Genomic DNA, 25,183 nt, shown 5'->3' with positions numbered 1-25,183 from the left:
CCCTTCGCCCCCCTGTCCGGGTTCTGGCGGGCCGCCGACGGTCGGGTCCGCACCCACGCCAACTACCCCCACCACCGGGAGCGTTTGCTCGGGGCGCTCGGCGTCGACCCCGGGGGCCGACCCGAGGACCTGCCGGGCAGGCTCGCCGCCACCCTGGCCACGCTCCCGGCCGCGGAGGTTCAGGAGCGCGTGTACGCCGCCGGCGGGCTGGCCGTGGCGGTCGCCCCGGCCCCCGAACGTGGTGCCCCGGCGCGGGGACGCCCGCCCCTGGCGGAGGTCGCACCGCGCGGGGAGGCCGGTGGGCGCGGACTGGGCCCGGCCGCGCTGCCCGCGTCGGGGGTGCGGGTCCTGGACCTGACCCGCGTCATCGCCGGTCCCGTCGCCACCCGCACCCTCGCGCTCCTGGGCGCGGACGTGCTGCGCATCGACCCGACCGGCATGCCGGAGGACCCCGACAGCCACATCGACACCGGGCCGGGCAAACGCTCGGCCCTGGTCGACCTGGACTCGGTGGAGGGTCGCGCCACCCTGGAAGGTCTCATCGCCACGGCGGACGTGGTGGTCTGCGGCTACCGACCCGGTTCCCTGGACCGGCGCGGACTGGCGACCGAGGACCTGATCGCCCGCCGTCCGGGGCTCGTGGTCGCCCGGTTGCGCGCCTGGGACCCGTCGGGGCCGTGGTCGGAACGCCGGGGTTTCGACAGCCTGGTGCAGGCGGCCACCGGCATCGCCGCGATCGAGGCGGGCGAGGACGAAGCACCCGGTGTCCTGCCCGCGCAGGCCCTGGACCACGGCACCGGCTACCTCCTGGCCGCGGGGGTGTTGCGGGCGCTCACGGACCGGCAGGTCGACGGACGTGGGCGGCGGCTGCGCTTCTCCCTGGCCGGGACCGCGTCGTGGCTGTTGCACGACATCGTCGCCTCGCACCCGGGGGAGGGGAGTCACGACCCCGAGGAGTGGCTGACCGAGGCGCCGTCGCCCTATGGGCGGTTGCGGTACGCCCTCTCCCCGGTGCGTTACGAGGGCGGCCCCGAGGACTGGGCGCACACCGCCACCCGCTGGGGCACCGACCCCGCCGCCTGGAAGCCCTGACACGGCGGGACATACGTGAGCTCCGGTCCGTGCACAGGGATCGGAGCTCGAACCCCGGGCACCCGCGCACGGGGGTCAGTCGCCCGCGCGCACGTCTCCCACTCCCCAGGGCCGCGCTCGGCGGCCTCCTCGGCCCGTGTGCGGTCGGGCCGCGTCGTCGCGGCACGTTCTCCCGGTTCTGGCGCGGGCAGCGGGGGAGCACGTGGGGGCGCTGGTCTCACTCGGACGGGCGGCGCCGTTCACCCTTCGCGATGCCGCGCCGGCACGCGCGGGCCAGAGATCGGTGGTTGGCGTAACGTTCCAGCAGGCCGTAGGGGGGCAACGGCCCCGAGGGTCCGGTTCCGTGGGGCGCCCCCTCGGCCTGCTCGACCGTCAGGGACTCCCCGTGGAGCCGACCCGTACGGGACCAGCGCTCCCACCGCTCGAAGTCGAGGCTGTACTGGTGAGAAAAAGTGAACACCGGTTCATCCGTTCCCTCCAGGAGCGTTCCGCCGCGGGCCCACAGGTCGATGCTCGCCCCCGAGTGGTCGGACCACTGGTCGGCCGTGACCACCTCGACGACCGGGCGGCCGGACCGATCGCGGACCAGGAGCGCGTCCGTGGACCGGGTGCGCGGATGCAGTTCGTGGGTGTCCTCCACCGAGGTGAGCGAGACGATCACCCTCGGTACCCACCACCAGTTCTCCCGGCGCGCGATGAGACTGTCCCCGCGCAGCCGGGTGGGCGGATGCTTGAGCGCCTCCTGCTCCACCAGCGACTCCACGAACTCGACGCCTTCCAGGTCCTCGACCACGTCGACGGGCCCGACGCCCACCAGAGCGGTCCGGCCGCCGGCCCCCTGGTCGGTCACACTGAACGCCGCGTGTCCGCCACGGAGCGTGTCCGCGAGGTCGGCCATCGAGTAGGGAAGCGCGACGCAGACGCGATCGCGCAGCATCAGCGGCACCACCGGGATGCCCGTGGGTCCGGACGGGGAGATCCAGCTGAGTTCCCCAACGGTGGATCGCTGCCAAACCGTGATCAGGTCATTCAAGGTCAGACCTTATAAGTGAAGAATGTCGCATGTTAATTTCTGGTGACCTTAACCCATCGTCCGAGCAGGCGTGATCACCGGGCGAAGGGTCCGGGTTCGACGATCACGCGGGCTCGGGCCAGGATTGCGGAAGGTAGGCCACGGTCATGCCCGCAGCCTTCGTCCTCCTCGCGTCCGTGGCGGTGTTCGCACTCGGCTACCGCTACTACTCGCGCTACCTCGCAGAGAAGGTGTACGCGCTGGAACCGGGGTACGTCACCCCCGCGCACACCTACAAAGACGGCGTCGACTTCGTTCCGACCAACCGTCACATCGTCTTCAGCCACCACTTCATCTCGGTGGCCGGAGCCGCACCCATCGTCGGTCCGGCCGTGGCCGTGTTCTGGGGCTGGGGTCCGGCGCTCGCGTGGATCCTCCTCGGCACCGTCTTCGCGGCGGGTGTGCACGACTTCGGCGCCCTCGTGGTGTCCGTGCGGCACAAGGCCCGCAGCATCGGCACCCTGGCCGGAGAGGTCATCAGCAAGCGTTCACGGACGCTGTTCCTGGTGATCATCTTCTTCCTGCTGACCATGGTCAACGCCGTGTTCGCCGTGGTGATCTCCAACCTGTTCGTGAACTACCCGGCCGCCGTCCTCCCGGTCTTGGTGGAGATCCCCCTCGCGATCGCGGTCGGACAGATCGTCTACAAGCGCCGCACCGCCGCACTGGTGCCGTCGATCATCGCGCTGGCCCTGGTGTACGTGTGCATCCCGATCGGCGTGATGTTCCCGATCGACATCTCCGGCGTCTCCGAGGCGATGGGGATGACCCCCAACACGGTGTGGATCATCCTGCTGTTCGTCTACGCGTTCATCGCCTCCCGCATCCCGGTGTGGATGCTGCTGCAGCCGCGCGACTACATCAACCTGCACCAGATGATGCTGGCCTTCGTCGTCATCTTCCTGGGCGTCATCGTCGGCTGGGACACGATCGTGGCGCCGATGATCAACAGCGACATCCCGGCCGACTCGCCGCCGTGGTTCCCGCTGCTGTTCGTCACCATCGCCTGCGGTGCGATCTCCGGCTTCCACAGCCTCGTCTCCTCCGGCACCACCGCCAAGCAGATCGACAAGGAGACCGACACCCGGATGGTCGGTTACCTGGGCGCCGCCGGTGAGGGCACGCTCGCGGTCTGCTCGATCCTCGCCTGCACCGCCGGTGTGGTCGCCGCCTCCGCCTCGCCGCTCGCCGACTGGAACGGTCTCTACAGCGACTTCGGTTCGGCCTCCGCCGGCGCCACCGGGAACTTCGTCGAGGGCGTCGGTCAGTTCGCCAACAACCTCGGCGTCCCGCTCGAGATCGGCGTCATCTTCGCCGTCGTCGTGGTGGTCAGCTTCGCCGCCACCACCATGGACACCGGTGTGCGCCTCCAGCGCTACATCGTCCAGGAGATCGCGGAGATCATCCGTTTCCGTCCGCTGGCCCGCAACCTCACCGCCGCGACCCTGGTCGCCAGCGTCGTTCCCCTGGCCCTCGCCCTCATCCCGGGCGACTTCGCCTTCGGTACCCTGTGGCAGCTGTTCGGCACCACGAACCAGATCACCGCGGGCCTGGCGCTCGCCGTCATCGCCGTGTGGGTGACCAAGCGCGGACGCAACCCGCTGGCGATCCTCATCCCACTGGCCTTCCTGCTGGTCATGACCTCGTGGGCGCTGATCGTCAACCTGATCGCGTTCGTCCGGTCCGACGACCTCATCGACCGCTTCCTGCTCGCGCCGCTCGACTTCATCATCTTCGCCCTGGCGATCTGGCTGATCGTCGAGGCCTCCATCGCGCTGCGCAAGGCCTGGGCCGCGCGCTCCCTGCCGCAGACCGCGGCCACCGAGGCCGAGGAGACGGCCGAGACCACCGACCAGAAGGAGTAGAGGGACCGTGAACCCGCTGGGTGCGCTCTCCCGCGTACGTGACGCCTGGAAGAGGCTGGAGGCCTTCCATGAAGAGGTCTTCACCTCCAAGTGGCGCCAGGAAGTGCGCCGGGAGGCCCGCACCCAGCACGACACGCTGCGGGCCCTTCTGCTCCTGGAGACCCTGGGAGTGGAGGGCCCCGTGTCCTATGAGACCCTCGACCTGATCCCCTACATGGTCGCCGACCTGCACGAATGGCACCAACGTATGGGCAACGACGACCTGGGAGGACCGGGGGTGTGCTGTTGAGGTTCCGACGGTCCGCGCGGACGGAGCAGGCCCCCGAGGCGCCCGCCATCGTCTTCTTCGGTGGCAAGGGGGGTGTCGGCAAGACCACCATGGCCGCGGCCCACGCCCTCCGCTGCGCCGACCAGGGTCTGCGCACTCTGCTGGTGTCCACCGACCCGGCTCACTCGCTCGGTGACGCGCTCGCCGTTCCCCTCGGTGACGAACCCGTCCGGGTGGTCGACAACCTGTGGGCGCGCGAACCCGACGCCGACGCCGCCCTGCGCCGTCGGGTGCGGCGGATCGGCGACGACGCGGCGCGGGCCCTGCCCCGAGAGATTCTGCCCGCCGTCTCCCGCCACCTCGAACACGCCGCCGCCGGGCCCGGCATGGCCGAGTCGGCCCTGGCCGATCTGCTCATGGCCACCATGGAGGAGGTGCCCGAACGGTGGGATCGCCTCGTGGTGGACAGCGCCCCCACCGGACACCTGTTGCGCCTGCTCCACCTTCCCGAGCTGCTGACCCCCTGGGTCCAAGGCCTGGCGCGGCAGCGCGAACGCGCCGTCGACGCCGACCGGTTCGCCGTCGGTGTGGTGGGCGGAACCCAGGAGAACACCGACGATCCGCTCCTGGAGAAGCTGCACGCCCGCCGCCGCAGGCTCGAACGCGCGGCCACGCGTCTGCGCGAGGACGCCGAGGTCCGCCTCGTCCTGGTGCCCCGCCGTATGGTCCTGGCCGAGACCGACCGCGCCGCCAAGGAGCTCGCCGACACCGGCTTCCGCCTGGGCACCGTCGTGGTCAACCAGGTCCCCGCCGAAGTCGACCCCGAGATCCTGCGGGCCGTCCACACCCGCTTCGCCGAGCAGGGCACCGTCGAGTCGCCCCTGACCGGCCGCGAACCCCTCGGGGCCGACGCCCTCCGCGCCCTCGTGCTGCACCCGGCCGGCTGAGGAACCCTCGGACCCCGGGCGGGGCCGCGAACCTCTCGGGGCCGCCGGCGCACACGCGCGGTCTTCCCGACCACCGGCCCGACCCTCCTCTCGGAGACAGGTCGGTGCGCCGGCCACGAGGTGGTCGTTCCCTGCGCACCGTCGGTCTCCTCGAACGGGGGAGAGGGTGCCCGTGCGCTGTGGAAGCGGCCCCCGTGAAGGACCCCCGGAACACGAAAAAGACCCTGCGATGCAGGGTCTTTCGTTGGTGTCCGAGGGGGGACTTGAACCCCCACAGCCTTAACGGCCACTAGCACCTCAAGCTAGCGCGTCTACCTATTCCGCCACCCGGACGTGGGCGTTCAGCGCTTGCGGCGCCGAACAGGTCCAACCATAGCAAAGGTCTGAGGGGGTCAGAACCAGTTTTCCGGCGGGGGTCGACCGTGACAGTGTCTAGGGCAGAAGGTGCGGCCGGCAGACGGGAGAGCCAGATGACGGAAGACAAGGACCTGAGCGCGGCGGAGGTCGAGGTCGTCGACCTGTGCCGGGAGCTCATCGAGTTCGACACCTCCAACTACGGGGACCATTCCGGCCCCGGAGAGCGCAAGGCCGCGGAGTACGTCGCCGGCCGTCTCGACGAGGTCGGGGTGGAGTCGCGGATCTACGAGAAGCACCCCGGGCGCAGCAGTGTGGTGGCGCGGATCACGGGCGAGGACTCCAGCCGTCCGCCGCTGCTCGTCCACGGGCACCTCGACGTGGTGCCCGCCGCGGCCGAGGACTGGACGCACCACCCGTTCGCCGGCGAGGTCGCCGACGGCTGCGTGTGGGGGCGCGGCGCGGTCGACATGAAGAACATGAACGCCATGGTGCTGGCCATGATGCGGCAGCGCCTGCGCGAGGGGCGTCGTCCTCCGCGCGACGTGGTCCTGGCCTTCGTCGCCGACGAGGAGGCCGGCGGTACCTGGGGCGCCCAGTACCTCGTGAACGAGCACCCCGAACTGTTCGCGGACTGCGACGCGGCCATCAGCGAGGTGGGCGGGTTCTCGTTCACCGTCAACGAGAACCGGCGCCTGTACCTGGTGGAGACGGCGGAGAAGGGCATCGCGTGGATGAAGCTCACCGCGCGCGGCACCGCCGGGCACGGGTCGATGACCAACCGGGACAACGCCGTCACCGAGCTGGCCGCCGCGGTGGCCAGGCTGGGCACGCACGAGTTCCCGGTGCAGCTCACCCCGACGGTGCGGACCTTCCTGGAGGAGATCTGCGAGGAGTTCGGGATCCCCTTCGACGAGAAGGACGTCGACGCGACCGTGGCGCGGCTGGGTCCGATCGCGAAGATGATCGGCGCCACCCTGCGCAACACCCTGAACCCGACGGTGCTGGGCGGCGGCTACAAGGCCAACGTCATCCCGGGTGAGGCCACGGCCCAGGTGGACGGGCGCTTCCTGCCGGGAACCGAGGACGCGTACTTCGCCAAGGTGGACGAGCTCCTCGGCCCGAAGGTGTCCCGGGAGTTCATCCACCACCTGCCGGCGGTGGAGACCTCCTTCGACGGAGGGTTGGTCTCGGCGATGTCGGAGTCGCTGTTGGCGGAGGACCCGGGGGCCAAGGCCGTTCCGTACTGCCTGTCCGGGGGCACCGACGCCAAGAGCTTCTCCCGGTTGGGGATCCGCAACTACGGGTTCTCCCCGCTCAAGCTGCCGCCGGAGCTGGACTTCGCCGGCATGTTCCACGGGGTGGACGAGCGCGTCCCGGTGGACGGTCTGCGTTTCGGCGTTCGGGTTCTTGACCGATTCCTCGACATGAGCTGACCGGAATTCTTCCGGGCGAACGCCTGCGAAACCGGACGAACCGCTCCGAGAATTTCTTGGGGCGGTTCGTTTTTCCCTCCATGATGACTCAGCGTGATGTTACAGTTGCTTTCAGTTCGACGGTGCTCTCGTCTTTTCGGGGGACCCGAACGTCCGACCGCGGGTGACGTTGCCGCGCGGGACCGTCCAGTAGCAGTCAGACAAGGGGGCATCCATGGTGCTCGCGAGCCGAGAGTGGCTGGTGTCGACCAGTCGCGCTGCTCGCAATGCCCGTGGTGCCTGCGCCCGTTTGCTGCTCCTGTCCGGAATCGTCGCCGTCGCGTGGATCGCCGGCGGTATCGGTGTCGCGCACAGTGACACCGGCGCCGAGTCCGGTGGGCTCGTCGACAGTGTCCTGGGCGTCGGGGAGTCCGCCGAACGCACCGGCCAGGCCGCGACCGAGGAGATCCGGCAGGGCCGGGTCACCGAGACCGCGAACCGCGCCGCCGCCTCCACGGAGGCCGTCGCCGACACCGCCGTCACACAGGCGTCCTCGCTTCCCGCGAGCGCCCTGGAGGACAGCGGTGTCTCCGCGACCCTGCGGGAGACCACGATCGGCTCCGTCGCCGACACCGCGGTGAACGACACCGCACAGGTCGTCGACGAGACCACGCGCGGGGCCTCGGGCCTCGTCGACGGGGTCGCCCGCACCGGTAAGGACGTGGTGAAGGCCACCGACGAGTCCCTGCGTGAGGGGACGCTCGTCGACGGTGTCACCGAAGGGCTCGCCGAGTCCGTCGGTCACACCGGCATCGACTCGGTCACCGAGTCCGGCGGCCCGCTGGGCCTGCCGCTCCTCGGCGGCACGGAAGACCCCGCCACCTCCTCCGTCCGCGGCTCCGACGCCGACGAGCGCGAGGACGAGGACGAGGAGTCCGGCCGGGGGCGCCCGCACGTCGATCACGGTGTGCCCGCCCATGTGACCGAGACCGGATTGCGCGTGGCCGCGGAGGCGGCACGGACCGTCGCCGGGCAGACCGCCCAGGAGAGCGACGACGCCGAGCGCATCCGTCTCATCGCCGGTGGTTCCCACCACCAGCCGGGTCCTGACGCCACCGGTGCGTCGGCCCCGTCCTTCCCGGCTCCCGGTGCCGCCGGGTTCCTCATGAACCGGTCCGGCCACATGGTGCTCCGGGCCCAGCGGGTCGCCCTTCCCGGCGACCCGACCCTGGTCGTGCGCGACGCCGCGGACGACCCCTCCTTCTCTCCCGACTAGCCGCTTCCCGTAAGGGACCGCGGCCGGTCGGTGCGCCTCGCGCACAGCCGCTCCACCGATGTCGAGGTGGGCGTGCATACTCCCGGGCTTCATGCCGGGAACCGTCCGTGGTCCACAAGTGGCAGACAGACCTCCTTGTCGACCAAAGGACACGAGACCCGATGACCCAGAACACCCACACCCGCGTCGCGGCCCTGCTGGCCGCCGGCCTCCTCGCCACCACCGCCTACGGCACCGCCCACGCCGACATCGCCACGAGCGGCAACGGTTCGATCGGCGGAGGCAACCAGATCGGCGCCGACGTGGACGCGCCCATCAACCTCTGCGGCAACGCCATCGCGGTGCTCGGTCTCGCCGGCGCCGACTGCGTCGACGGAGAGGCCGAGGTCTCCGAGCCCGGCCCCGGTGAGAAGCCGGACGGTGACCGGGACGGCTACGACCCGGAGGAGCCCGGCACGGAGACCCCCGAGGAGGAGGCCCCGGCGGAGGAGCCGGAGGAGGAGCGTGAGGGGCAGATCGACGAGGAGGTGGAGGAGGAGCCCACTCAGGAGCCCTCCCCGGAGCCCTCCGGCACCCCCTCGGACGAGGCCTCCGAGCGGACCGAGGACCTCGTGGTCGCGGCCTCCGACCCGGCCCAGGCCCCCGCGGACGAGAGCCGTCTCGCCCTCACCGGCGCGGACCAGAGCGCTCTGACCGGCCTGGCCGCCGCCGCGGTGCTCGCGGTCGCCACGGGGATCGGCCTGATCCTCTTCGGCCGGCGCCGCAGGGCACGGGCCTGATCGGCTTCCCGGGCCCCCGGGCCCGGGGGTTGACGCGAGTCCCGCAGCACCGGCCACGGCCTTGTGCTCGGGGTTCACGTCAGCCGCCGCTCACCCAGAGCGGAGCTGGTCGACGGGGTGTGGACGTCAGTGCGCAGCCAGCGCAGACGCGACGTGAACGCACCCGACAGCCAGACGAAGACGCACCGCCCAGGTGCGGAGCCGTCCGGATGATCCCCGGCCTTGGCCGAAGGCCCATGCCCCACCCAGGGGTGTGGAACGGCCTGTGGCCCCATGCACAACACCTTCTCACTCACTCGTTCTCTCGAAAGGACTTCCCACATGCGTAAGTGGGCTGGAACCTCTGCGAAGACCGTGCTCATGGCCGCGGGCTTCGTCGCCCTGGGCAGTGGCGTGGCCCTGGCCGACAGCGACGCGGCCACCTCCGGCAACGGTTCGCTGCTCGGCGGCAACCAGGCCGTCGTCAATGGCGACGTCCCGGTCAACGTGACCGGCAACGCGGTCGGCGCCGTCGCCGGCATCGCGGGTGCCTCGAGCACCGGCAGCGACGCCAAGGTGATCGACCACCACCACAACGAGGTGCACACCTCCGGCAACGGTTCCGTGCTCGGCGGCAACCAGCTGGTCATCGACGGTGACATCCCGGTCAACGTCACGGGCAACGCGGTCGGCGCCGTCGGCGGCGTCGCGGGTGCCTCCAGCACCGCCAGCGACTCCAAGGTCCTGCACGAGGCCGGCCACGGCCACAAGTACGACGACCCCGAGATCGCGACCTCCGGCAACGGTTCGCTGCTCGGCGGCAACCAGATCGTCGGCGACCTCGACGTTCCCGTGAACGTGTCCGGCAACGCGGTCGGCGCCGTCGGTGGCGTGGCCGGTGCGGCGGCGACCGACGCCGACGCGATCGTGCGCGACCACCAGAGCGCCCCCGTGGAGCACCAGTCCGCGCCGCTCACCGCGACGGACCTGGTCACCGAGGTCACCGAGAACGCCCAGATCCTGCCCGACACCTCCGGTGTCGACGCCGGCGTGCTGCGTCAGTCGGCTCCGGTCCGCGAGCACCAGTCGATCGCGACCTCCGGCAACGGTTCGCTGGTCGGCGGCAACCAGCTCGTCGGTGACCTCGACGTTCCCGTGAACGTCGCGGGCAACGCGGTCGGCGCCGTGGGCGGCGTGGCCGGTGCCGCGGCCACCGACACCGGTGCGACGGTCAAGGACGTCGAGCGCGACATCCACACCTCCGGCAACGGTTCGGCGGTCGGTGGCAACCAGCTCGTGGCCGACGCGGACGTTCCCGTCAACGTCGCGGGCAACGCCGTGAGCGCCGTGGCCGGTGTCGCGGGCGCCTCCTCCACCGGTGACGAGGCCAAGGTGGTGCACCAGAGCGCCGAGACCGAGGCCCAGTCCTCCGCGCTGGAGAGCGCTCCGGTGGTCGACAGCCTGCCCGAGATCCCCGTCTCCGAGATGCTGCCCGTCGGCTACGACCTGAGCGAGACCGCCGACCACGCCGTGGCCGAGCACGCTCCGGAGCGCGCCGACGAGCTGCCCGAGGCCACCGAGGTGCCCCAGGTCGACCCCGTGGGCGACCTGCTGGGCGCCGCGGGCGTCGGCCTCTAGGACGAAGCCGGGTCCGTCGAGGACCCGAGCGGGGGGTGTGATCCGGACACGGTCACCCGCCCGACCGAGGGAGTGTGCCCCACCGTTCCGTGAGGAACGCGGTGGACTGCGGTGGGCGCACACCTCCCGAGGCGGGGCGGCGGTCGGTGGCCGGGGAACACCACGCCCGCGAGCGGCGCACAGGCGCCGTGCAGGATCGAGTCGGGGAAGTCGCCTCCGCACTCCCGTTCCGTGAGGAACGCGGTGGACTGCGGGGGAGTGGAGGTGACGACCACCGGTTCGCGCATACGAGTCGAGTCCTCCCGGGAATATCCGGGAGGACTCGCCGCATTCAGGAAGCAGAACACCCCGCCGTCCATAAATGTGACGCAAGTCACTACGTCGGGGTGTTCAGGGTGCTCGTCAGAGCCCCTGACGGGCCGAGGGAGAGGGCCACCACGGTCACGAACGCACGGTATGGGCCGCCACCGGTCCGGTGACCGCTTATTCTGCGGGAGCCGGTGGGTGTGAGGGCGTCGAAGCGACGACGGACCGAACCCGGGTGCGGCCGACCCGGTCCGCTCACCGACGGGGGAATGCCTGGAGTTCGGTTACTGTCGGTTCTCACGGGAGCCGAAGGACCGCGGCCGACAGAACACGTAAGGCTAGACGTAGGGGAAAACAGCGTGCCACCCACGAAGGGCAGCGCCGGCAAGAACGGCTCGAAGGACAACGGAAGCCAAGGGGCGGGGACCGCTCTCGTCATCGTCGAGTCACCGGCCAAGGCCAAGACCATCGCCGGTTACCTGGGGCGCGGCTACGTCGTGGAGTCCAGTATCGGCCACATCCGTGACCTGCCGACCAAGGCCGCGGAGATCCCCGCCAAGTACAAGGGGGAGTCCTGGGCGCGGCTCGGTGTCGACGTCGACGGCGACTTCGAACCGCTCTACGTGGTCAACACCGACAAGAAGGCCCACGTCAAGAAGCTCAAGGAGCTCATGGCCGAGGCCGACGAACTCCTGCTCGCCACAGATGAGGACCGTGAGGGCGAGGCCATCGCCTGGCACCTGCGCGAGGAGCTCAAGCCCAAGATCCCCGTCCGTCGGATGGTCTTCAACGAGATCACCAAGGACGCCATCCGGCACGCCGCGAACAACACCCGCGACCTCAACACCCGCCTGGTCAGCGCACAGGAGACCCGGCGCATCCTGGACCGTCTCTACGGCTACGAGGTCTCACCCGTGCTGTGGAAGAAGGTCATGCCGAAGCTGTCGGCGGGCCGGGTGCAGTCCGTGGCCACCCGTCTGGTGGTCGAGCGCGAGCGCGAGCGGATGGCCTTCACCTCCGCCGAGTACTGGGACCTCAAGGCGGTCTTCGACGCCGCGGGAGCGGTCGACGACGGCCCCGCCACCTTCCCGGCCACCCTGCAGTCGGTCGACGGCAAGCGCATCGCCACCGGCCGCGACTTCACCCCCCAGGGCGCCATCCGCACCGACCGCGACGTGCGCCACCTCGACGAGGCCACCGCCCGCGGACTGGCCGCACGCCTGGCCGATGCCGGCTTCACGGTGTCCTCGGTGGAGCGCAAGCCCTACCGGCGTTCGCCGTACGCGCCGTTCCGCACCACCACCCTCCAGCAGGAGGCCTCCCGCAAGCTCAACCTGTCCGCGAAGCAGACCATGCAGGTCGCCCAGCGGCTGTACGAGAACGGGTACATCACCTACATGCGCACCGACAGCACCACGCTGTCGGACAGCGCCGTCAAGGCCTCCCGTGACCAGGTGCGACGCCTCTACGGCGGCGACTACCTGCCGGACCGCCCCCGCGTGTACGCCAAGAAGGTCAAGAACGCCCAGGAGGCCCACGAGGCCATCCGCCCGGCCGGCGACACCTTCCGCACCCCCGCCGAGACCGGCCTCAAGGGCCCGGAGTTCCGCCTCTACGAGCTCATCTGGAAGCGCACCGTCGCCTCCCAGATGAAGGACGCCGTCGGTGAGTCCGTCACCGTGCGTATCGAGGGCACCTCCAGCGACGGCGAGGTCGTCGAGTTCAGCGCGAGCGGCAAGGTCATCACCTTCCACGGGTTCCTCAAGGCCTACGTCGAGGGTTCGGACGACCCCGCCGCCGACCTGGACGACCGTGAGCGCCGCCTGCCCGCGCTCAGCGAGGAGGACCCGGTCAAGGCGCAGAGCCTGGAGGCCGAGGGGCACAGCACCCGGCCGCCGGCGCGCTACACCGAGGCCACGCTGGTCAAGGAGCTGGAGGAGCGGGAGATCGGCCGCCCCTCCACCTACGCCGCCATCATCGGCACCATCCTGGACCGCGGCTACGTGTTCAAGAAGGGCACGGCCCTGGTGCCGTCCTTCCTCGCCTTCGCCGTGGTGCAGCTCCTGGAACGTCACTTCGGGAACCTGGTGGACTACGAGTTCACCGCGCGACTGGAGGACGTCCTCGACGACATCGCCCGCGGTGAGACCGAGAGCCTGCCGTGGCTGCGACGCTTCTACTTCGGCGGCCGGACCCCCGAGGGCCAGGACGAGACTGGGCTCAAGGAACTGGTGGGCGACCACCTGTCCGAGATCGACCCCAAGGAGGTCAGCTCCCTGCCGCTGCCCGGGACCGACATCGTGCTCCGGGTCGGGCGCTTCGGCCCCTACCTGGACCGTGACGGCAACCGGGTCAACGTGCCCGAGGATCTGGCCCCCGACGAGCTCACCCCGGACAAGGCCGAGGAACTGTTCGCCCAGCCCAGCGGCGACCGCGAACTCGGCGTCGACCCCGAGACCGGGCGCACCGTCCTGGCCCGGTCGGGCAGGTACGGCCCCTACGTCACCGAGGTCATCCCCGACCCGGAGGAGGCCGAGGGCGAGAGCAAGCCCAAGAGCAAGGCCAAGGCCAAGGTCAAGCCGCGCACCGGTTCGCTGCTCAAGAGCATGGACCTGGACACGGTCACCCTGGAGGACGCGCTCCGCCTGCTGTCCCTGCCCCGCGTGGTGGGACAGCTCGACGGTGAGGACGTCACCGCGCAGAACGGTCGCTTCGGCCCGTACCTGAAGAAGGGCACCGACAGTCGCTCCCTGGAGAACGAGGAGCAGATGTTCACGGTCACCCTCAAGGAGGCCGAGGCGCTCTTCGCCCAGCCCAAGCAGCGCGGTCGCCGCGCCGCGGCCCCGCCCCTGCGCGAGCTCGGCGAGGACCCGGAGAGCGGCGCCAAGATGGTGATCAAGGACGGCCGGTTCGGCCCCTACGTCACCGACGGGGAGACCAACGCCTCCCTGCGCAAGGGCGACGAGGTCGAGTCCATCACGGACGAGCGCGCCGTCGAGTTGCTCGCCGAACGCCGCGCCAAGGCGCCGGCCAAGAAGAAGGCGCCCGCCAAGAAGACGGCGGCGAAGAAGACCCCCGCCAAGAAGACCACGGCGAAGAAGACGACGACCACCACCAAGAAGGCGACGACGCGCAAGCCCGCCGCCAAGAAGACCGGTGAGCCGAAGACCTCCGCCGGCGAGTGAACCGGGACCGTCCCGGGCCGTGACGCCCGTACCGGTCGGCCGTCCACCCGTGTCTCCCCATCCGGGGGAAGGCGCGCGGGTGGGCGGTCCGCTTCGTTTCGTGACGCAGACGGAACCTCATCCCCTGTCGGGGAATGATCTTCCGTACTACGCTGTGTGGGACCGACGGGGACACGAAAACGTGCGTGATCCTCGGAGGCCTCCCCCGAATCCCCGGACAGGCGACCGACGCCTGTCGGTCCCTCTCCCCCTGATCGATAATCTTGAGCGCTATGAGCAGATCTGCACCCCTGGGAGCGCCGGCCGAGGCGCAGAACGTCCTCGCGATCACACCCTTCCGAAGGCTGTGGGTCTCGCTTTCCCTGTCCAGCCTGGGTGACTGGCTGAGCCTGCTGGCCCTGGTGTCCCTCGCGGTCATCTTCACCTCCGAGGGTTCCGCCCTCGTCCAGTACCTCGTGGTCGCCGCGGTCCTCACCATCAAGCTGGCGCCCGCGGTACTCCTCAGCCCCCTCGCCGCGTCGGTGGCCGACCGCCTGGACCGACGCTGGACGATGGTCGGCGGCGACGTCCTGCGCGGCCTGCTGTACGTGTCCATCCCCGTCATGGGTCTGCTGGTCCCCGGGTTCGCGCTGCAGTGGCTGCTGATCGCCGGCCTGCTCGCGGAGATCGTGGCCCTGTTCTGGACACCCGCGCGCGACGCCACGATCGTCGGCCTCGTCCCCAAGCGCATGCAGGGCCAGGCCGACCGGCTCACCCTGTTGGCCACCTACGGCGCGGCCCCCGTCGCGGCCCTGCTCTTCGCGGCCCTCGCCTCGATCGGCAACCTCCTGGGCGCGCTGGTCCCGTCGATGGCCGACCCCGCCGCGGACGTCGCCCTCTACCTCAACGCCGTCACCTTCTTCGTGGCCGCGATCGTCGTCGTCCGGCTGCCGCTGCCCAAGCACACCGTGGCCAAGTCCTCGCTGAGCCCCAACCGGGACGCCGTGCTGATGCGCGCGCTCGGCGCGGGCCGTGGGGCCGTGGGCACGGGCCCGCTCACCCGGGGCGTGCTCATCGCGCTCGCCGTCACCGGCGCCGCGGGTGGTCTGATCATCGGTGCGGGACGCCCGCACGTGGAGAACCTCGGTGCCGGCAACGCCGGCTTCGGCGTCCTGGTGGCCGCGCTCTTCCTGGGCCTGGGTCTGGGCCTGGTCGCCGCACCGCGGGTCCTCAAGCAGTTCAGCCGCCGACGCTTCCTCGGCCTGTCGGTGATCCTGGCCGCGCTGTCGCTGTTCTTCGCCGGTGCCGTCACCGACATGGTCCTGTCGGCCGTCCTGGTGTTCGTCATGGGTCTGGGCGCGGGTCTGACCTGGGCCATCGGCACCCGGCTCATCAACGTGGAGGTCGAGGAGGACCGGCGTGAGGCCGCGTTCGCCCTCCTGCACGCCACCGGCCGGATCGCGCTGCTCACCGCGGCCGTCCTGGCCCCGATCATCGCCGGGTTCGCCGGCGACCACGAGATCCCGCTCGGTGGGCCGATCACCTACTCCCTCTACGGCACCGGCCTGGTCCTCATGGCGGGCGGCCTCGTGGCGCTGGTCCTGGCGATCGTCGCCCACCGCCAGGCCAACACCGAGGACCCCGAGGCCGGCCCCGGGCTGCTGCCGGAGCTGTTCGCCGCCCTGCGCGGGGTCGACCCCCGCGCCGAGGAGGCCGAGGAGTCGGACGTCCCCGGAACCTTCATCGTGCTGGAGGGCGGTGAGGGCGCCGGCAAGTCCACCCAGGTCCGTGACCTCACGGTGTGGCTGCGCGACCAGGGCTTCGAGGTGTTGGGCACCCGACAGCCCGGCGCCACCAAGCTGGGCATGCGCCTGCGCGGCATCCTGCTGGACCGCGAGAACTCGCACATCACCGACCGCGCCGAGGTGCTGCTGTACGCGGCGGACAAGGCCGACCACGTCGAGCAGGAGATCCTTCCGGCGCTGCGCCGCGGCGCCGTGGTGATCAGCGACCGTTACGTCGACTCCCTGCTGGCCTACCAGGGCGCCGGACGCGACCTCGCGGTGACCGACGTCGAGGAGATCAGCGACTGGGCCACCCAGGGGCTGGTGCCGGACCTCACGGTGTTGCTGGACGTGCGCCCCGAGGACGGACTGGCGCGGCTGGGCGGCCCCGCCGACCGCATCGAGTCGGAGTCGACCGAGTTCCACGAGCGCGTCCGGAAGGGGTTCCGCGCGCTCGCCGAGGCCCACCCCGATCGCTACCTGGTGCTGGACGCGAACGAACCGCGAGAGAAGGTCGCGCGGGAGATCCAGCGGCGGGTGCGCCCGCTGCTGCCGGACCCGGTCGACGCCGGCTCCGAGGCCGTGACCGGGATGATCCCGGTGATCAAGCCGGAGTAGCCCGGCGGACAGGGCCCCTCACCCCACGGTGAGGGGCCCTCGTCGTGTCACGGACACGGTCAGAACGTGTAACGGGTCTGGCTGAACACCGGGGCCTTGCCGAACGCGAAGGCGCGGATCGGGACGACCCGTACGACCAGGAGCTCGGCCCCGCGCACTGCGCCGGCCAGCCCGAACCAGGTCCCCGTGGGTTCGGTGACCGCCGGCCCGTACTTGTCCTCGTAGGCCTGGGCGATCCGGTCGAGCGCGTCGGGGTCCTCCACCGGAACGCCGGTGCCCTCCACGACGATCTCGGGCGCCCCGTCCAGACGGTCGTCCCCGACGCTCATGAGACAGCGGGGGTCCACGGCCAGGTTGCGCGCCTTGCGTTCCCGCGGGCCGGTGCAGAAGCAGACGGCGTTCTCCGCCCACACGCCCAGCAGGGGCGTCATGTGGGGTCGTCCGTCCGGGCGCACCGTGGTGACGCGGTACAGAGGGGCGTCGGCGAGCAGCGCGCGGGCCCGTTCCCAGGGGACGGGGTCGGCGCCGGGCGAGCCGAACTCGGGACAGAGGTCGGTCACGGGGACGGTCACGTTCATGATGTCTCCTCCTCGGGTCTTCTCAGGGCAGACCCGGGGCGGGGGGAGAACTCATCGGCGTCAGCGGGTGAGCATCCATTCGGCGTCGTCCTCGGCGGAGACCTCCAACAGGACCGTGCCCTCGCGCAGGTGCTCGCTCCCCTCGGAGGGACCGATCTCGTAGAACATCGGGTCGATCGTGTCGTCCATGGCCAGGCCCCGCACCGTGAAGATGCTCGAGCCGTGGTGGGCGGCCTCCAGTTCGGCCATCTCCTCGGGGTCCCACAGCAACTGGAGGACCTCGTCCCCGGCGCCGGAGAACTCGGTGTCGGAGGCGTACCACGGGGTCGCCGCGGTCAGTGGCTCCACGGTGAACTCCCAGGCCCCGTCGGCGGTGACGTGCAGGACGGCGGTCTCGTCGTGGAGGAACGGCCGGAACAGGATCCGGCCCTCGTAGGGGCCCTCCCCGCCGTGGACGAGGTGCATGCTCTCGTCCTCGGGCCCCTGCGACCAGACGGCGAACTCGCCCTCCCCCTCGTGGCTGAGGGCGATGATACGGGGGTCGGAGAAGGGCTCCCCGAGGTCCACGGCGGTGTCGCCCGTGCCGGAACTCGACAGGTGCTCGGGTTCGGGGAAGTCCGGAGGAGTGCCGGGGCCCTCCTCGACACTCGCCGCGGACGGCGCCTCCTCGACGTTCTCCGCGGATGGCACCTCTTCGATGTTCGCCTGCTCAGTGTCCTCCTCCGCCGGAGTGGACGGGGCCGCGGAGTCGTCCGGGCCCGACCACAGGAAGGTGGCCACGGTGGCGAGGACCAGGAAGAGCGTGCCCAGACCCGCGGCGACCAGGGCGATCTTCGCTCCCAGGGACAGGCCCTCCTGGGAGGGCGGGGGCTGGACCGCGAACGGGGGACCGGGAGGTGTCATCGGTGACTTCCTTGACTCTCAGGGGGAGGGTGGAGGTCTCCATTGTCGCGGAGCGGTCGGAAGGTCGGGTCGGTCGGTGGGTGGGGCTCGGAGTGGGAGAGGGCGACCGCAGTGGACGTCCGGGCGCCCCGTCCCGACCGGAGGCTCCGCGCCGACGCCTCGTGGGCGTCCCGCACCGCTCGTGGCGCCCACGGGGGTTCAGTGGAACGGGCACCGTCCTCCGCCCCGTCGCGAGGACGGGAGCCCCGACCGTCCTGGTCGTCCGGACGTCGCCCGGAGCGTCCACCGACGCGCGTGGGCGTTGCGCTCCGCTCCGTCCCGGACGGGCGACGGAGCGGGCGGGGACGACGGCCTCCGTGCCCACGGAGGGCGCGTGGAGGGCCCACGGGAACGGTCCTGTGGAAAACGGTTCGGGTGTCGGTGACGGCTCCTATCCTGGAGGCCGAACCAATGGGCCCGTGGATGGGGGAGCGCGTGACGGTCTTCGACGACCTCGTCGGCCAGGAAGTGGCCGCCGCCGGTCTGGAGCGTGCGGTCCGGGGCGCCGCCGACCTCCTCGCCGGGGGCCGCGGCGCCGGCATGACCCACGCCTGGCTGTTCACCGGTCCGCCCGGCTCGGGCCGGGAGGAGGCCGCGCGCGCCTTCGCCGCCGCCCTGCAGTGCGCCGACGGCGGCTGCGGCCACTGCGACTCCTGCCACCAGGTCCTGGCCGGCACCCACCCGGACGTGCTCTACGTGCGCCCCAGCGGACTGAGCTTCGGTGTGGCGGCCACCCGCGACCTCGTGCTGCGCGCGGGCTCCAAGCCCTCGGGCGGCAACTTCCGGATCGTGCTCTTCGAGGACGCCGACCGCGCCACCGAAGCGGCCTCCAACGCGCTCCTCAAGGCGGTGGAGGAACCCTCACCGCGGACGGTGTGGCTGTTGTGCACCCCCACACCGGACGATCTGCTCATCACGATCCGCTCCCGCTGCCGTCTGGTCACCCTGGCCACCCCCGGCACCCGACGCATCGTCGAGTCCCTCGTGAGCCGGGACGGCGTGGACACCGTCACCGCGGAGGCCGCCGCACGGGCCGCCGCCGGTCGTGTGGACCGGGCACGGCAGTTGGCCACGGACCCCGAGGCGCGTCGCCGTCGTGAGGAGGTCCTGTCCATCCCGGCCGGACTGGACGGGCTGGGCTCCTGCGTCACCGCCGCGGCGCGGCTGTACGAGATCGCCGAGGCCGAGTCCAAGGCGCTCACCACCGCCCTGAACGAGAAGGAGAAGGACGAGCTCAAGGCCGCCTTCGGTGAGGGCTCCACGGGCAAGGGCGTGGCCAAGGCGCTCCGCGGCGCCGCGGGGGCCCTCAAGGACCTGGAGGAACGGCAGAAGCGCAGAGCCACCCGGATCAAGCGCGACTCCTACGACCGCGCCCTGCTGGACCTGGCCGCCTTCTACCGCGACGTCCTCGCGCTCCAACTGGGCGCGACCGTGGAACTGTCCACCGCGGAGCGCTCCGGCGACCTGGAACGGATCGCCCGTTCCGGCTCTCCCGAGGCCACGCTGCGCCGGATCGACGCGATCATGACGTGCCGGGAGCGGATCGCCGCGAACGTGCACCCGCAGATCGCCATGGAGGCCATGACCTCCGCCCTGTTGACCGGTTGATCGACCCCACCGGCCGCCCCACCGGACGACGACCCGCCGCGGGACCGCGGCGGGAGGGGGTGGGTACGGGCGCGCGGCACGGTCCGCGACAATCGGGACGCGACGTGTCGAACGAGTGGAGGCGGATTCGGGTGGGGTTGAGGGTGCGGGTAGGGGCGACGCTGCTCGGTGCGGTGGTGCTGGTCGCCGGCTGCACCACCGGCGAGGAGGACGCCGGTGATGACGGGACCACGGGTCCCGTGGACCTCGCCGGGCAGGAACTCGACTGGCGGGAGTGCGACAGCGGCCTGCCCGACAGCGAGTGCGCGGTCTACGAGGTGCCGTTGGACTACGACGAGCCCGACGGTGAGCGGATCGAGATCGCGGTCAAGCGGGTCCCGGCCACCGGCGACGAGGTGCTGGGGTCCCTGCTGGTCAACCCCGGAGGGCCGGGGGGTTCCGGTCACGACTTCGTCGACCACACGCCCTACACCCTGAGCGAGGCGGTCCGTGAACGCTTCGACGTGGTGGGGTTCGACCCTCGGGGTGTGGGTCGCAGTACCCCGCTGACCTGTCTGGACGCCGAGGAGATCGACGAGTTCCTGGGTACCGACTACGGCGCGGACGACGGCGCCGACGACCTGGCCGACCTCAGCCCGCAGGGCCTGGCCCAGATCGAGGAGGGCGGCCGCGGGTTCGTCGAGGCCTGTGAGGAGAACGCCCCCGACCTCATGCGCAACGTCGGGACCGCCGATGTGGCCCGCGACATGGACCTCCTGCGCGCGCTCCTCGGCGATGAACGGCTCACCTACCTGGGCGCCTCCTACGGCACCCACATCGGCGCGCAGTACGCCGAGCAGTTCCCCGACCGCGTGCGGGCGCTCGTCCTGGACGGCGCGGTCGACCCCTCCCAGGACCAGTTGAGCGTGAGCGTGCAGCAGGCCACCGGGTTCGAGACGGCGCTGCGGTCCTTCGTCGAGGACTGCCTGACCCGCCCCGACTGTCCGCTGGGCACCCCGGGCGACACCGTCGACCAGGGCATCGCCGTCCTGGAGACGTTCCTGGGGGAGGCCGCGACGGAGCCGTTGGAGACCACCACCGACGACGGTCGCGAGGTCAACCGGGCCCGGGCCGAGTTGGGGGTGCTGGCCGCGTTGTACACCGAGAACTGGTGGCCGCGTGTGCGCGAGGCGCTCACCGACGCCATGGAGGGCGGCGACGGCACCGGACTGTTGCTGCTGGGCGACGACCTGTACGGGCGCGCGGACCTGGCCGAGTACGAGAACTCCACCGCCGCGCTCACCGCGGTGAACTGCTCCGACTCCCCGGCCCCGCGCGACGTGGAGGCCTACGCGGAGGCGGCCGCCTCCGCGGGGGAAGAGTCCCCGGTCTTCGGCCCGATGCTGGCCTGGGGCGCCCTGCCCTGCGCCTTCTGGCCGGAGGAGGCGGTGGCACCCACCACCAAACTCACCGGCGCCGGTGCCGACCCGATCATGGTGGTGGGCACCACCCGCGACTCCGCCACCCCCTACGCCTGGTCCGAGTCGCTCGCCGAGCAGCTGGAGTCCGCCTTCCTGCTCACCAGGGACGGTGACGGACACACCGGTTACCGGATGGGCGACGAGTGCGTCGACGAGATCGTGGACGACTACCTCCTGGAGCTGACCGTGCCCGAGGACGGGATGGCCTGTGCGCCGCACCTGGCCGGCTGAGAAGGCGGTTCGTCCCACTCGTCGGAGGGGTTAGACTGGTTCCTGCTTCGCCACGCATGACGCGTGGCGGTGTGCCGCCTTAGCTCAGTCGGCAGAGCGATTCACTCGTAATGAATAGGTCATCGGTTCGATTCCGATAGGCGGCTCCACCCAGGAACAGCGAAAACGCCACCCCAACATGGGGTGGCGTTCTTCGTTGGGCGTCGCGGGGTTACCAAAAGGGTGACCAGTGGCCTAGTCGGCGAACAGGTTGCTCATGACGTCGGCCCCCTCCATGATCACCGGCCGCAGCTCCTTCCTGTAGACGAGTTCGGTCGTATTGGTGCTGCTATGGCCGACCAACCGGGCGATGTCCTCCAGGTGCACTCCACTCGCGGACATGAGCGACACGAAGCTATGGCGCAGCTCTCGGGGCGTCCATGAGCCTTCCACGCCGGCGGCCCGCACGATGGACTGGAAGTCACGGCGCACGTTGTTCACATCCAGCTTCTCGCCGCTCCTTGTGCGGAACACCAGACCGGTGTCGGGCCAGCTCTTGCCGGCGGCCTTCCGTTCGGCCTCCTGCCCCTCCCAGTGGTTCCTCAACGCGACCACGACAGGTGCCGGCAGAGCGAGCGTGCGCCGACTCTTCCGCGTCTTGGTATCTCCGCCCTTACGGACAGAACGCCAGACGGCCACGTGCGGCGGTGTGCCCGCAGGCGGTTCGAGGTGGACGTGCGACCACGAGAGTTCCCGGGCCTCTTCGGTCCGCACACCGGTCAGCAGGGAGAGCACGAGGTAGGTGTGCAGACGCCTCCCCTGGGCAGCGGCCAGGACCGCCTTGGCCTGTTCCAGGTTCAACGCTTTGCTGGGGCGACCGGCGCGCCCCTCAGGCAGGTCGACCAGTTCCGCCACGTTGCGCAACACCTTGTTGCGACGCTGGGCGTGGGTGATCGCTCGGCGTAGCAGGTCGAGGCACTGCTTGAGAGACGACGTGGCCAGTCGTTCGGCCAGTGCGTCCAACCAGTCGTCCACATCATCGGCGGTCAGCTTCCGTAGCTTGGCCTTGCCGAGTTGGGGGATGACGTTGTTCGCGGCCAGAGACCGGTACTTGGCCACGGTCCCCTCGCTTCGACCCTTCAGGCCGCGCTTGAGGAAGTCATTCACGGTGTCGGCCACTGTGTATCCAGGGGACGGCCGGATGCCGGTCTCATGCTCCTGTCGTAGCGCTTGGAGGGCATCGCGGACTTCCTCCTTGGTCTGCCCATAGACAACCGGGCGTCGGCGCTTCCCCGAGGGTGTGTATCCCAGCGAGATCGAACCTCGGTAGCAGCCCTTCCCCTCATCCCATCCGATCGTCCCCTGCCCGGCCTGCCCTTTGGGTTTCCTGCTTCCCATGCCCGTGTGCGCTCCTGTTCTGTGCGTCAGGGGCCGGCCCCGAACGGGGCCAGCCCTGGGGGTGTTAGGCGGCGTTGGCCTCGATGGTGAGCAGGTCGATGTAGGCGTCGATGGCGCTGGCGGTCACTCGCCGTTTCTTGCCGGCCCCGACGGTTTCCAGTCGGCCGGTGCGGATCTCTGAGAACAGGCGGGTGCGCCCCATCGACAGCACGTGCGCGGCCTCGGTCAGGGTGAACAGTCGCTTGGGCAGGTCCCGAACGCTCATGGTGGTGGTGCTCCTCTCGGGGAGTGCGGCCCCGGTGCCTTTTCGTGTGCTGTCAGTTGCGGTGCTGGTGTGCGCAGTCGGTGCACACCCGCGGGTGGGTGGTCTGCTCGAATCGGCGGAAGCTCCTGCCGCACGAGACGCAGGGTCCTGTCTCGGTGGGGCGGGCATTTTCAGAGAGTTGGGGGAATTCAGCCTCCGCAGGCTCCGTAGCCTCCGCTACCGGTCCTGAGCTGGGGTGATGTGCGGAGGCTGGTGCGGAGGCTGAGCCTGCGTCAGCCTCCGCACCCCACAGGGTCGGTTCCCGGTGTCCGGTGGTGTTTTCGCTGTTCAGGGCCTCTTTGGGGGTGGTGTGCTCGTGCGGAGGCTGGAATTCGAGGGTGTGCGCGGTGAAGGTGTAGAGCTGGCGCCGCTGCCGGTCGAGTGCCCGGCCGGCCTCCTCGACGGTGATGCCGATCGAGCGCAGCACCGGGGCGTCGCGCTTGAGTTGACCGGCGGCGCGGGTGGTGTCCACCGGCCACGAGCGGGGGCGCGGGTCCGGGACGGGCAGCAGGTCCATGAGCTGGCTGACCGACCCGGTCCAGGAACCGCGTTCGTCGACGAAGTCCGCGACGGCGGAGGTGAAGGGTTTGGCGTCCAGCAGGTCGGCGGTGGTGACCTGGGAGGCCACGAGGTAGGTGTCCAGGGTGTCCCAGCCCATCACCCGGTCCAGGGCCCCCAGGATGCGGGCGAAGTCGGCCATGCGCGGCAGTTCGGCCAGGTGGGTGTCGGGAAGGGCCTTGAGGATCTTGCTGAGCACGTCGAACAGGGCGGAGCGGATGGCCGGGGCGCCTTCGGCGAAGGCGGCGGCCACTGCGCTGTGCGGGCGTCGCTGATCGGCCTTGATGGGCTGGAACTCCACGGTCAGCATGCGCTCGCTCAAGTCGCTGGCCAGGGCTCCGGTGTCGATCGAGGTGAGCGCCAGCAGACGACGGAACGACAGGACACTGACGTCGTCGTCGGAGTACAGGGCACGGTCGACCAGAGCGTCACCGGTGACGGCCTTGCACAGGGTGTCGGAGAGCCACGGCGGGATGACGGAGACGTTGTCCAGGCACACCGCCCAGGAGGCGCTCGCCACGGTCGCCCAGGTCTTGATGTCGCGGGGCAGGGACCGCAAGGGGGCCGGTGAGGGGTCGATGAGGTTGACCAGCATCTCCAGAGCCGTGGACTTGCCGGTGCCCTGTTCGCCCTTGGCGGCCAGGATGGGGTGGGGGATGTCGGGCATGAGCCCGGCGACCAGCCACCCCACGATCAGCCGGAACGCGGGCTCGTCGACGTTGAGCAGCCCTCGCAGCGCGGCCAGACCCCGGTCGGTGTTGCCGGCCGGCTCGGGGTCGCCCATCGGGCTGGTCAGGCGGGTGCGGCGGAACAGCACCGGAGAGACGGGGTCGATGCGCCAGCCGTGCGCGTCCGCGGTGACGCACCGCCCGTCCGGGGTGCCCATGTCGATGACGACCTGGGAGCCCTGTTCGGTGCGCCGCGTGGCCAGGCGCATGTGGATGTCCTGGGGGTCTTGGTCCATGGCACGTCCTTCCAGAACGCTGATGGCGTCGGTGAGCGCGGACTGGGAGGGCACGGAGTGGTGTGCCTGCCAGTACTGGCGGGAGAGCTGGACTCGCAGTCCGTCCTTGCGCAGGAGCGGGAAGGCGACGTTGGGTCCGTTCTTGCGGACGGCGTAGGTCTTGCCGTCGGCTCCGGCCACGACGTCGACCTGCCGGTCGGCCAGTTCGATCAACAGGGTGGCCTGGCTCGGCTTCTTGTCTTTGTCGTCGCTGGAACTCATCTAGGCGGCCGTCCTTCCTGGTCGTGGTGTGGTGGTTCGGGTGCGCCGTGGTTCGCGCAGGCCCTTGTTCAGGCCGGAGCGGATCGTGGCGTCGATCTCGCGGGCTGGATTCGGCTCACCGCTGGTGTTGGCCTCCAAGGCGGCGTTGCACAGCGCGGAGGCGATCCAGCCGGTCTCCAGGAGTCCCTCGCGAGCGAGTTGACCCAACGAGGCTGCGGCGATGTAGAGGTTCTCGTTGCGCGTACCGGGTTGGGCGCCTCGAACCCTGGCTAGCTCCCCGGTCACTGCGGCCCGCACGTAGGCGACGCGGCGTCGGTCGTCGGTGGTGATCGCGGAGAGCACG

Annotated in this window: 18 protein-coding genes, 2 tRNA genes and 1 pseudogene; 13 read left to right on the top strand and 8 right to left on the bottom strand. The window is 70.7% G+C overall.

The features are described 5' to 3' along the window. Positions 1-1,092: CoA transferase (locus DSY14_RS16495; protein WP_211717462.1), on the top strand; the 1,092-nt coding region annotated here is incomplete at its 5' end. Positions 1,093-1,309: 217 nt separating this feature from the next. Here the strand turns inward: DSY14_RS16495 and DSY14_RS16490 are convergent. Further along, entirely contained in the window at positions 1,310-2,125 is an 816-nt protein-coding gene (locus DSY14_RS16490) for a hypothetical protein (protein ID WP_211717461.1), read from the bottom strand. A gap of 146 nt (positions 2,126-2,271) precedes the next feature. Between DSY14_RS16490 and DSY14_RS16485 the strand changes: the two genes are divergently transcribed. From DSY14_RS16485 to DSY14_RS16475, 3 genes are read left to right on the top strand one after another with little or no spacing between them, the layout of a single operon-like run. Continuing rightward, entirely contained in the window at positions 2,272-4,029 is a 1,758-nt protein-coding gene (locus DSY14_RS16485) for a carbon starvation protein A (protein ID WP_211717460.1), read from the top strand. Between the two features lie 7 nt (positions 4,030-4,036). Then, a complete protein-coding gene (locus DSY14_RS16480; RefSeq protein WP_211717459.1) occupies positions 4,037-4,318 on the top strand; it encodes a cory-CC-star protein in 282 nt (93 codons plus the stop codon). Continuing rightward, complete coding sequence (locus tag DSY14_RS16475; RefSeq protein WP_307851250.1) at positions 4,309-5,244, top strand: ArsA family ATPase; 936 nt, start codon at positions 4,309-4,311, stop codon at positions 5,242-5,244. The genes DSY14_RS16480 and DSY14_RS16475 overlap by 10 nt, the downstream gene beginning before the upstream one ends. 245 nt (positions 5,245-5,489) lie before the next feature. On the opposite strand, the gene DSY14_RS16470 is transcribed toward DSY14_RS16475, so the two are convergent. Next, positions 5,490-5,577 (bottom strand) — tRNA-Leu (locus DSY14_RS16470). Positions 5,578-5,714: 137 nt separating this feature from the next. On the opposite strand from DSY14_RS16470, the gene DSY14_RS16465 reads away from it, so the two are divergent. The 6 genes from DSY14_RS16465 (at position 5,715) to tmk (ending at position 16,557) form a co-directional block, all read left to right on the top strand. Next, on the top strand, positions 5,715-7,034 hold the full coding sequence (locus DSY14_RS16465; protein ID WP_211717457.1) for a M20/M25/M40 family metallo-hydrolase: 1,320 nt from the start codon (positions 5,715-5,717) through the stop codon (positions 7,032-7,034). 214 nt (positions 7,035-7,248) lie between these two features. Continuing rightward, positions 7,249-8,289, top strand: a complete 1,041-nt coding sequence (locus tag DSY14_RS16460) for a hypothetical protein (protein ID WP_211717456.1) — start codon at positions 7,249-7,251, stop codon at positions 8,287-8,289. Between the two features lie 161 nt (positions 8,290-8,450). Continuing rightward, a complete protein-coding gene (locus DSY14_RS16455; protein ID WP_211717455.1) occupies positions 8,451-9,068 on the top strand; it encodes a chaplin family protein in 618 nt (205 codons plus the stop codon). 321 nt (positions 9,069-9,389) lie between these two features. Continuing rightward, positions 9,390-10,685 (top strand): hypothetical protein, encoded by a 1,296-nt coding sequence (locus DSY14_RS16450; RefSeq protein WP_211717454.1) that lies wholly within the window; start codon positions 9,390-9,392, stop codon positions 10,683-10,685. Positions 10,686-11,350: 665 nt separating this feature from the next. Further along, positions 11,351-14,176: a type I DNA topoisomerase gene (gene topA / locus DSY14_RS16445; protein WP_211717453.1), complete on the top strand. Its 2,826-nt coding sequence runs from the start codon at positions 11,351-11,353 to the stop codon at positions 14,174-14,176. Positions 14,177-14,448: 272 nt separating this feature from the next. Further along, positions 14,449-16,557 (top strand): dTMP kinase, encoded by a 2,109-nt coding sequence (tmk, locus tag DSY14_RS16440; protein WP_211717452.1) that lies wholly within the window; start codon positions 14,449-14,451, stop codon positions 16,555-16,557. 59 nt (positions 16,558-16,616) lie between these two features. Here the strand turns inward: tmk and DSY14_RS16435 are convergent, their stop codons facing one another. Both DSY14_RS16435 and DSY14_RS16430 read right to left on the bottom strand, forming a co-directional pair. Next, complete coding sequence (locus tag DSY14_RS16435) at positions 16,617-17,135, bottom strand: pyridoxamine 5'-phosphate oxidase family protein (protein WP_211717451.1); 519 nt, start codon at positions 17,133-17,135, stop codon at positions 16,617-16,619. A 60-nt stretch (positions 17,136-17,195) separates the two neighbouring features. Beyond that, positions 17,196-18,038, bottom strand: a complete 843-nt coding sequence (locus tag DSY14_RS16430; RefSeq protein WP_211717450.1) for a hypothetical protein — start codon at positions 18,036-18,038, stop codon at positions 17,196-17,198. 474 nt (positions 18,039-18,512) lie between these two features. Here DSY14_RS16430 and DSY14_RS16425 point away from each other — a divergent pair, with 474 nt between their 5' ends. From DSY14_RS16425 to DSY14_RS16415, 3 genes are all read left to right on the top strand, one after another. Continuing rightward, entirely contained in the window at positions 18,513-19,685 is a 1,173-nt protein-coding gene (locus DSY14_RS16425; protein WP_211717463.1) for a DNA polymerase III subunit delta', read from the top strand. Positions 19,686-19,816: 131 nt separating this feature from the next. Beyond that, complete coding sequence (locus DSY14_RS16420; protein WP_211717449.1) at positions 19,817-21,376, top strand: alpha/beta hydrolase; 1,560 nt, start codon at positions 19,817-19,819, stop codon at positions 21,374-21,376. A 73-nt stretch (positions 21,377-21,449) separates the two neighbouring features. Beyond that, a tRNA-Thr gene (locus DSY14_RS16415) sits at positions 21,450-21,525 on the top strand. An 85-nt stretch (positions 21,526-21,610) separates the two neighbouring features. Here the strand turns inward: DSY14_RS16415 and DSY14_RS16410 are convergent. From DSY14_RS16410 to DSY14_RS16395, 4 genes and pseudogenes are all read right to left on the bottom strand, one after another. Beyond that, positions 21,611-22,534 carry a tyrosine-type recombinase/integrase gene (locus tag DSY14_RS16410; protein WP_307851249.1) on the bottom strand — a complete coding sequence of 308 codons (924 nt, stop codon included), beginning with the start codon at positions 22,532-22,534 and terminating at the stop codon, positions 21,611-21,613. Between the two features lie 283 nt (positions 22,535-22,817). Continuing rightward, positions 22,818-23,018, bottom strand: a complete 201-nt coding sequence (locus DSY14_RS16405; protein ID WP_211717447.1) for a helix-turn-helix domain-containing protein — start codon at positions 23,016-23,018, stop codon at positions 22,818-22,820. 52 nt (positions 23,019-23,070) lie between these two features. After that, positions 23,071-24,840, bottom strand: a complete 1,770-nt coding sequence (locus DSY14_RS16400) for an ATP-binding protein (protein WP_211717446.1) — start codon at positions 24,838-24,840, stop codon at positions 23,071-23,073. Further along, positions 24,841-25,183, bottom strand: a pseudogene (locus DSY14_RS16395) (hypothetical protein); the annotation flags it as partial.

The sequence above is a fragment of the Nocardiopsis sp. MG754419 genome, assembly GCF_018207095.1.
GTDB lineage: Bacteria > Actinomycetota > Actinomycetes > Streptosporangiales > Streptosporangiaceae > Nocardiopsis.
The sequence above is the reverse complement of the archived record's forward strand: the minus strand, read 5'-3'. Positions and strand labels throughout refer to the sequence as shown.

Bases quoted from the DNA above. Each gene is read 5' to 3' on its own strand.
- DSY14_RS16455 (WP_211717455.1), top strand. From the start codon at position 8,451: ATGACCCAGAACACCCACACCCGCGTCGCGGCCCTGCTGGCCGCCGGC.
- DSY14_RS16460 (WP_211717456.1), top strand. From the start codon at position 7,249: ATGGTGCTCGCGAGCCGAGAGTGGCTGGTGTCGACCAGTCGCGCTGCT.
- DSY14_RS16400 (WP_211717446.1), bottom strand. From the start codon at position 24,840: ATGAGTTCCAGCGACGACAAAGACAAGAAGCCGAGCCAGGCCACCCTG.
- tmk (WP_211717452.1), top strand. From the start codon at position 14,449: ATGAGCAGATCTGCACCCCTGGGAGCGCCGGCCGAGGCGCAGAACGTC.
- DSY14_RS16450 (WP_211717454.1), top strand. From the start codon at position 9,390: ATGCGTAAGTGGGCTGGAACCTCTGCGAAGACCGTGCTCATGGCCGCG.
- DSY14_RS16435 (WP_211717451.1), bottom strand. From the start codon at position 17,135: ATGAACGTGACCGTCCCCGTGACCGACCTCTGTCCCGAGTTCGGCTCG.
- DSY14_RS16485 (WP_211717460.1), top strand. From the start codon at position 2,272: ATGCCCGCAGCCTTCGTCCTCCTCGCGTCCGTGGCGGTGTTCGCACTC.
- DSY14_RS16465 (WP_211717457.1), top strand. From the start codon at position 5,715: ATGACGGAAGACAAGGACCTGAGCGCGGCGGAGGTCGAGGTCGTCGAC.
- DSY14_RS16405 (WP_211717447.1), bottom strand. From the start codon at position 23,018: ATGAGCGTTCGGGACCTGCCCAAGCGACTGTTCACCCTGACCGAGGCC.
- DSY14_RS16430 (WP_211717450.1), bottom strand. From the start codon at position 18,038: ATGACACCTCCCGGTCCCCCGTTCGCGGTCCAGCCCCCGCCCTCCCAG.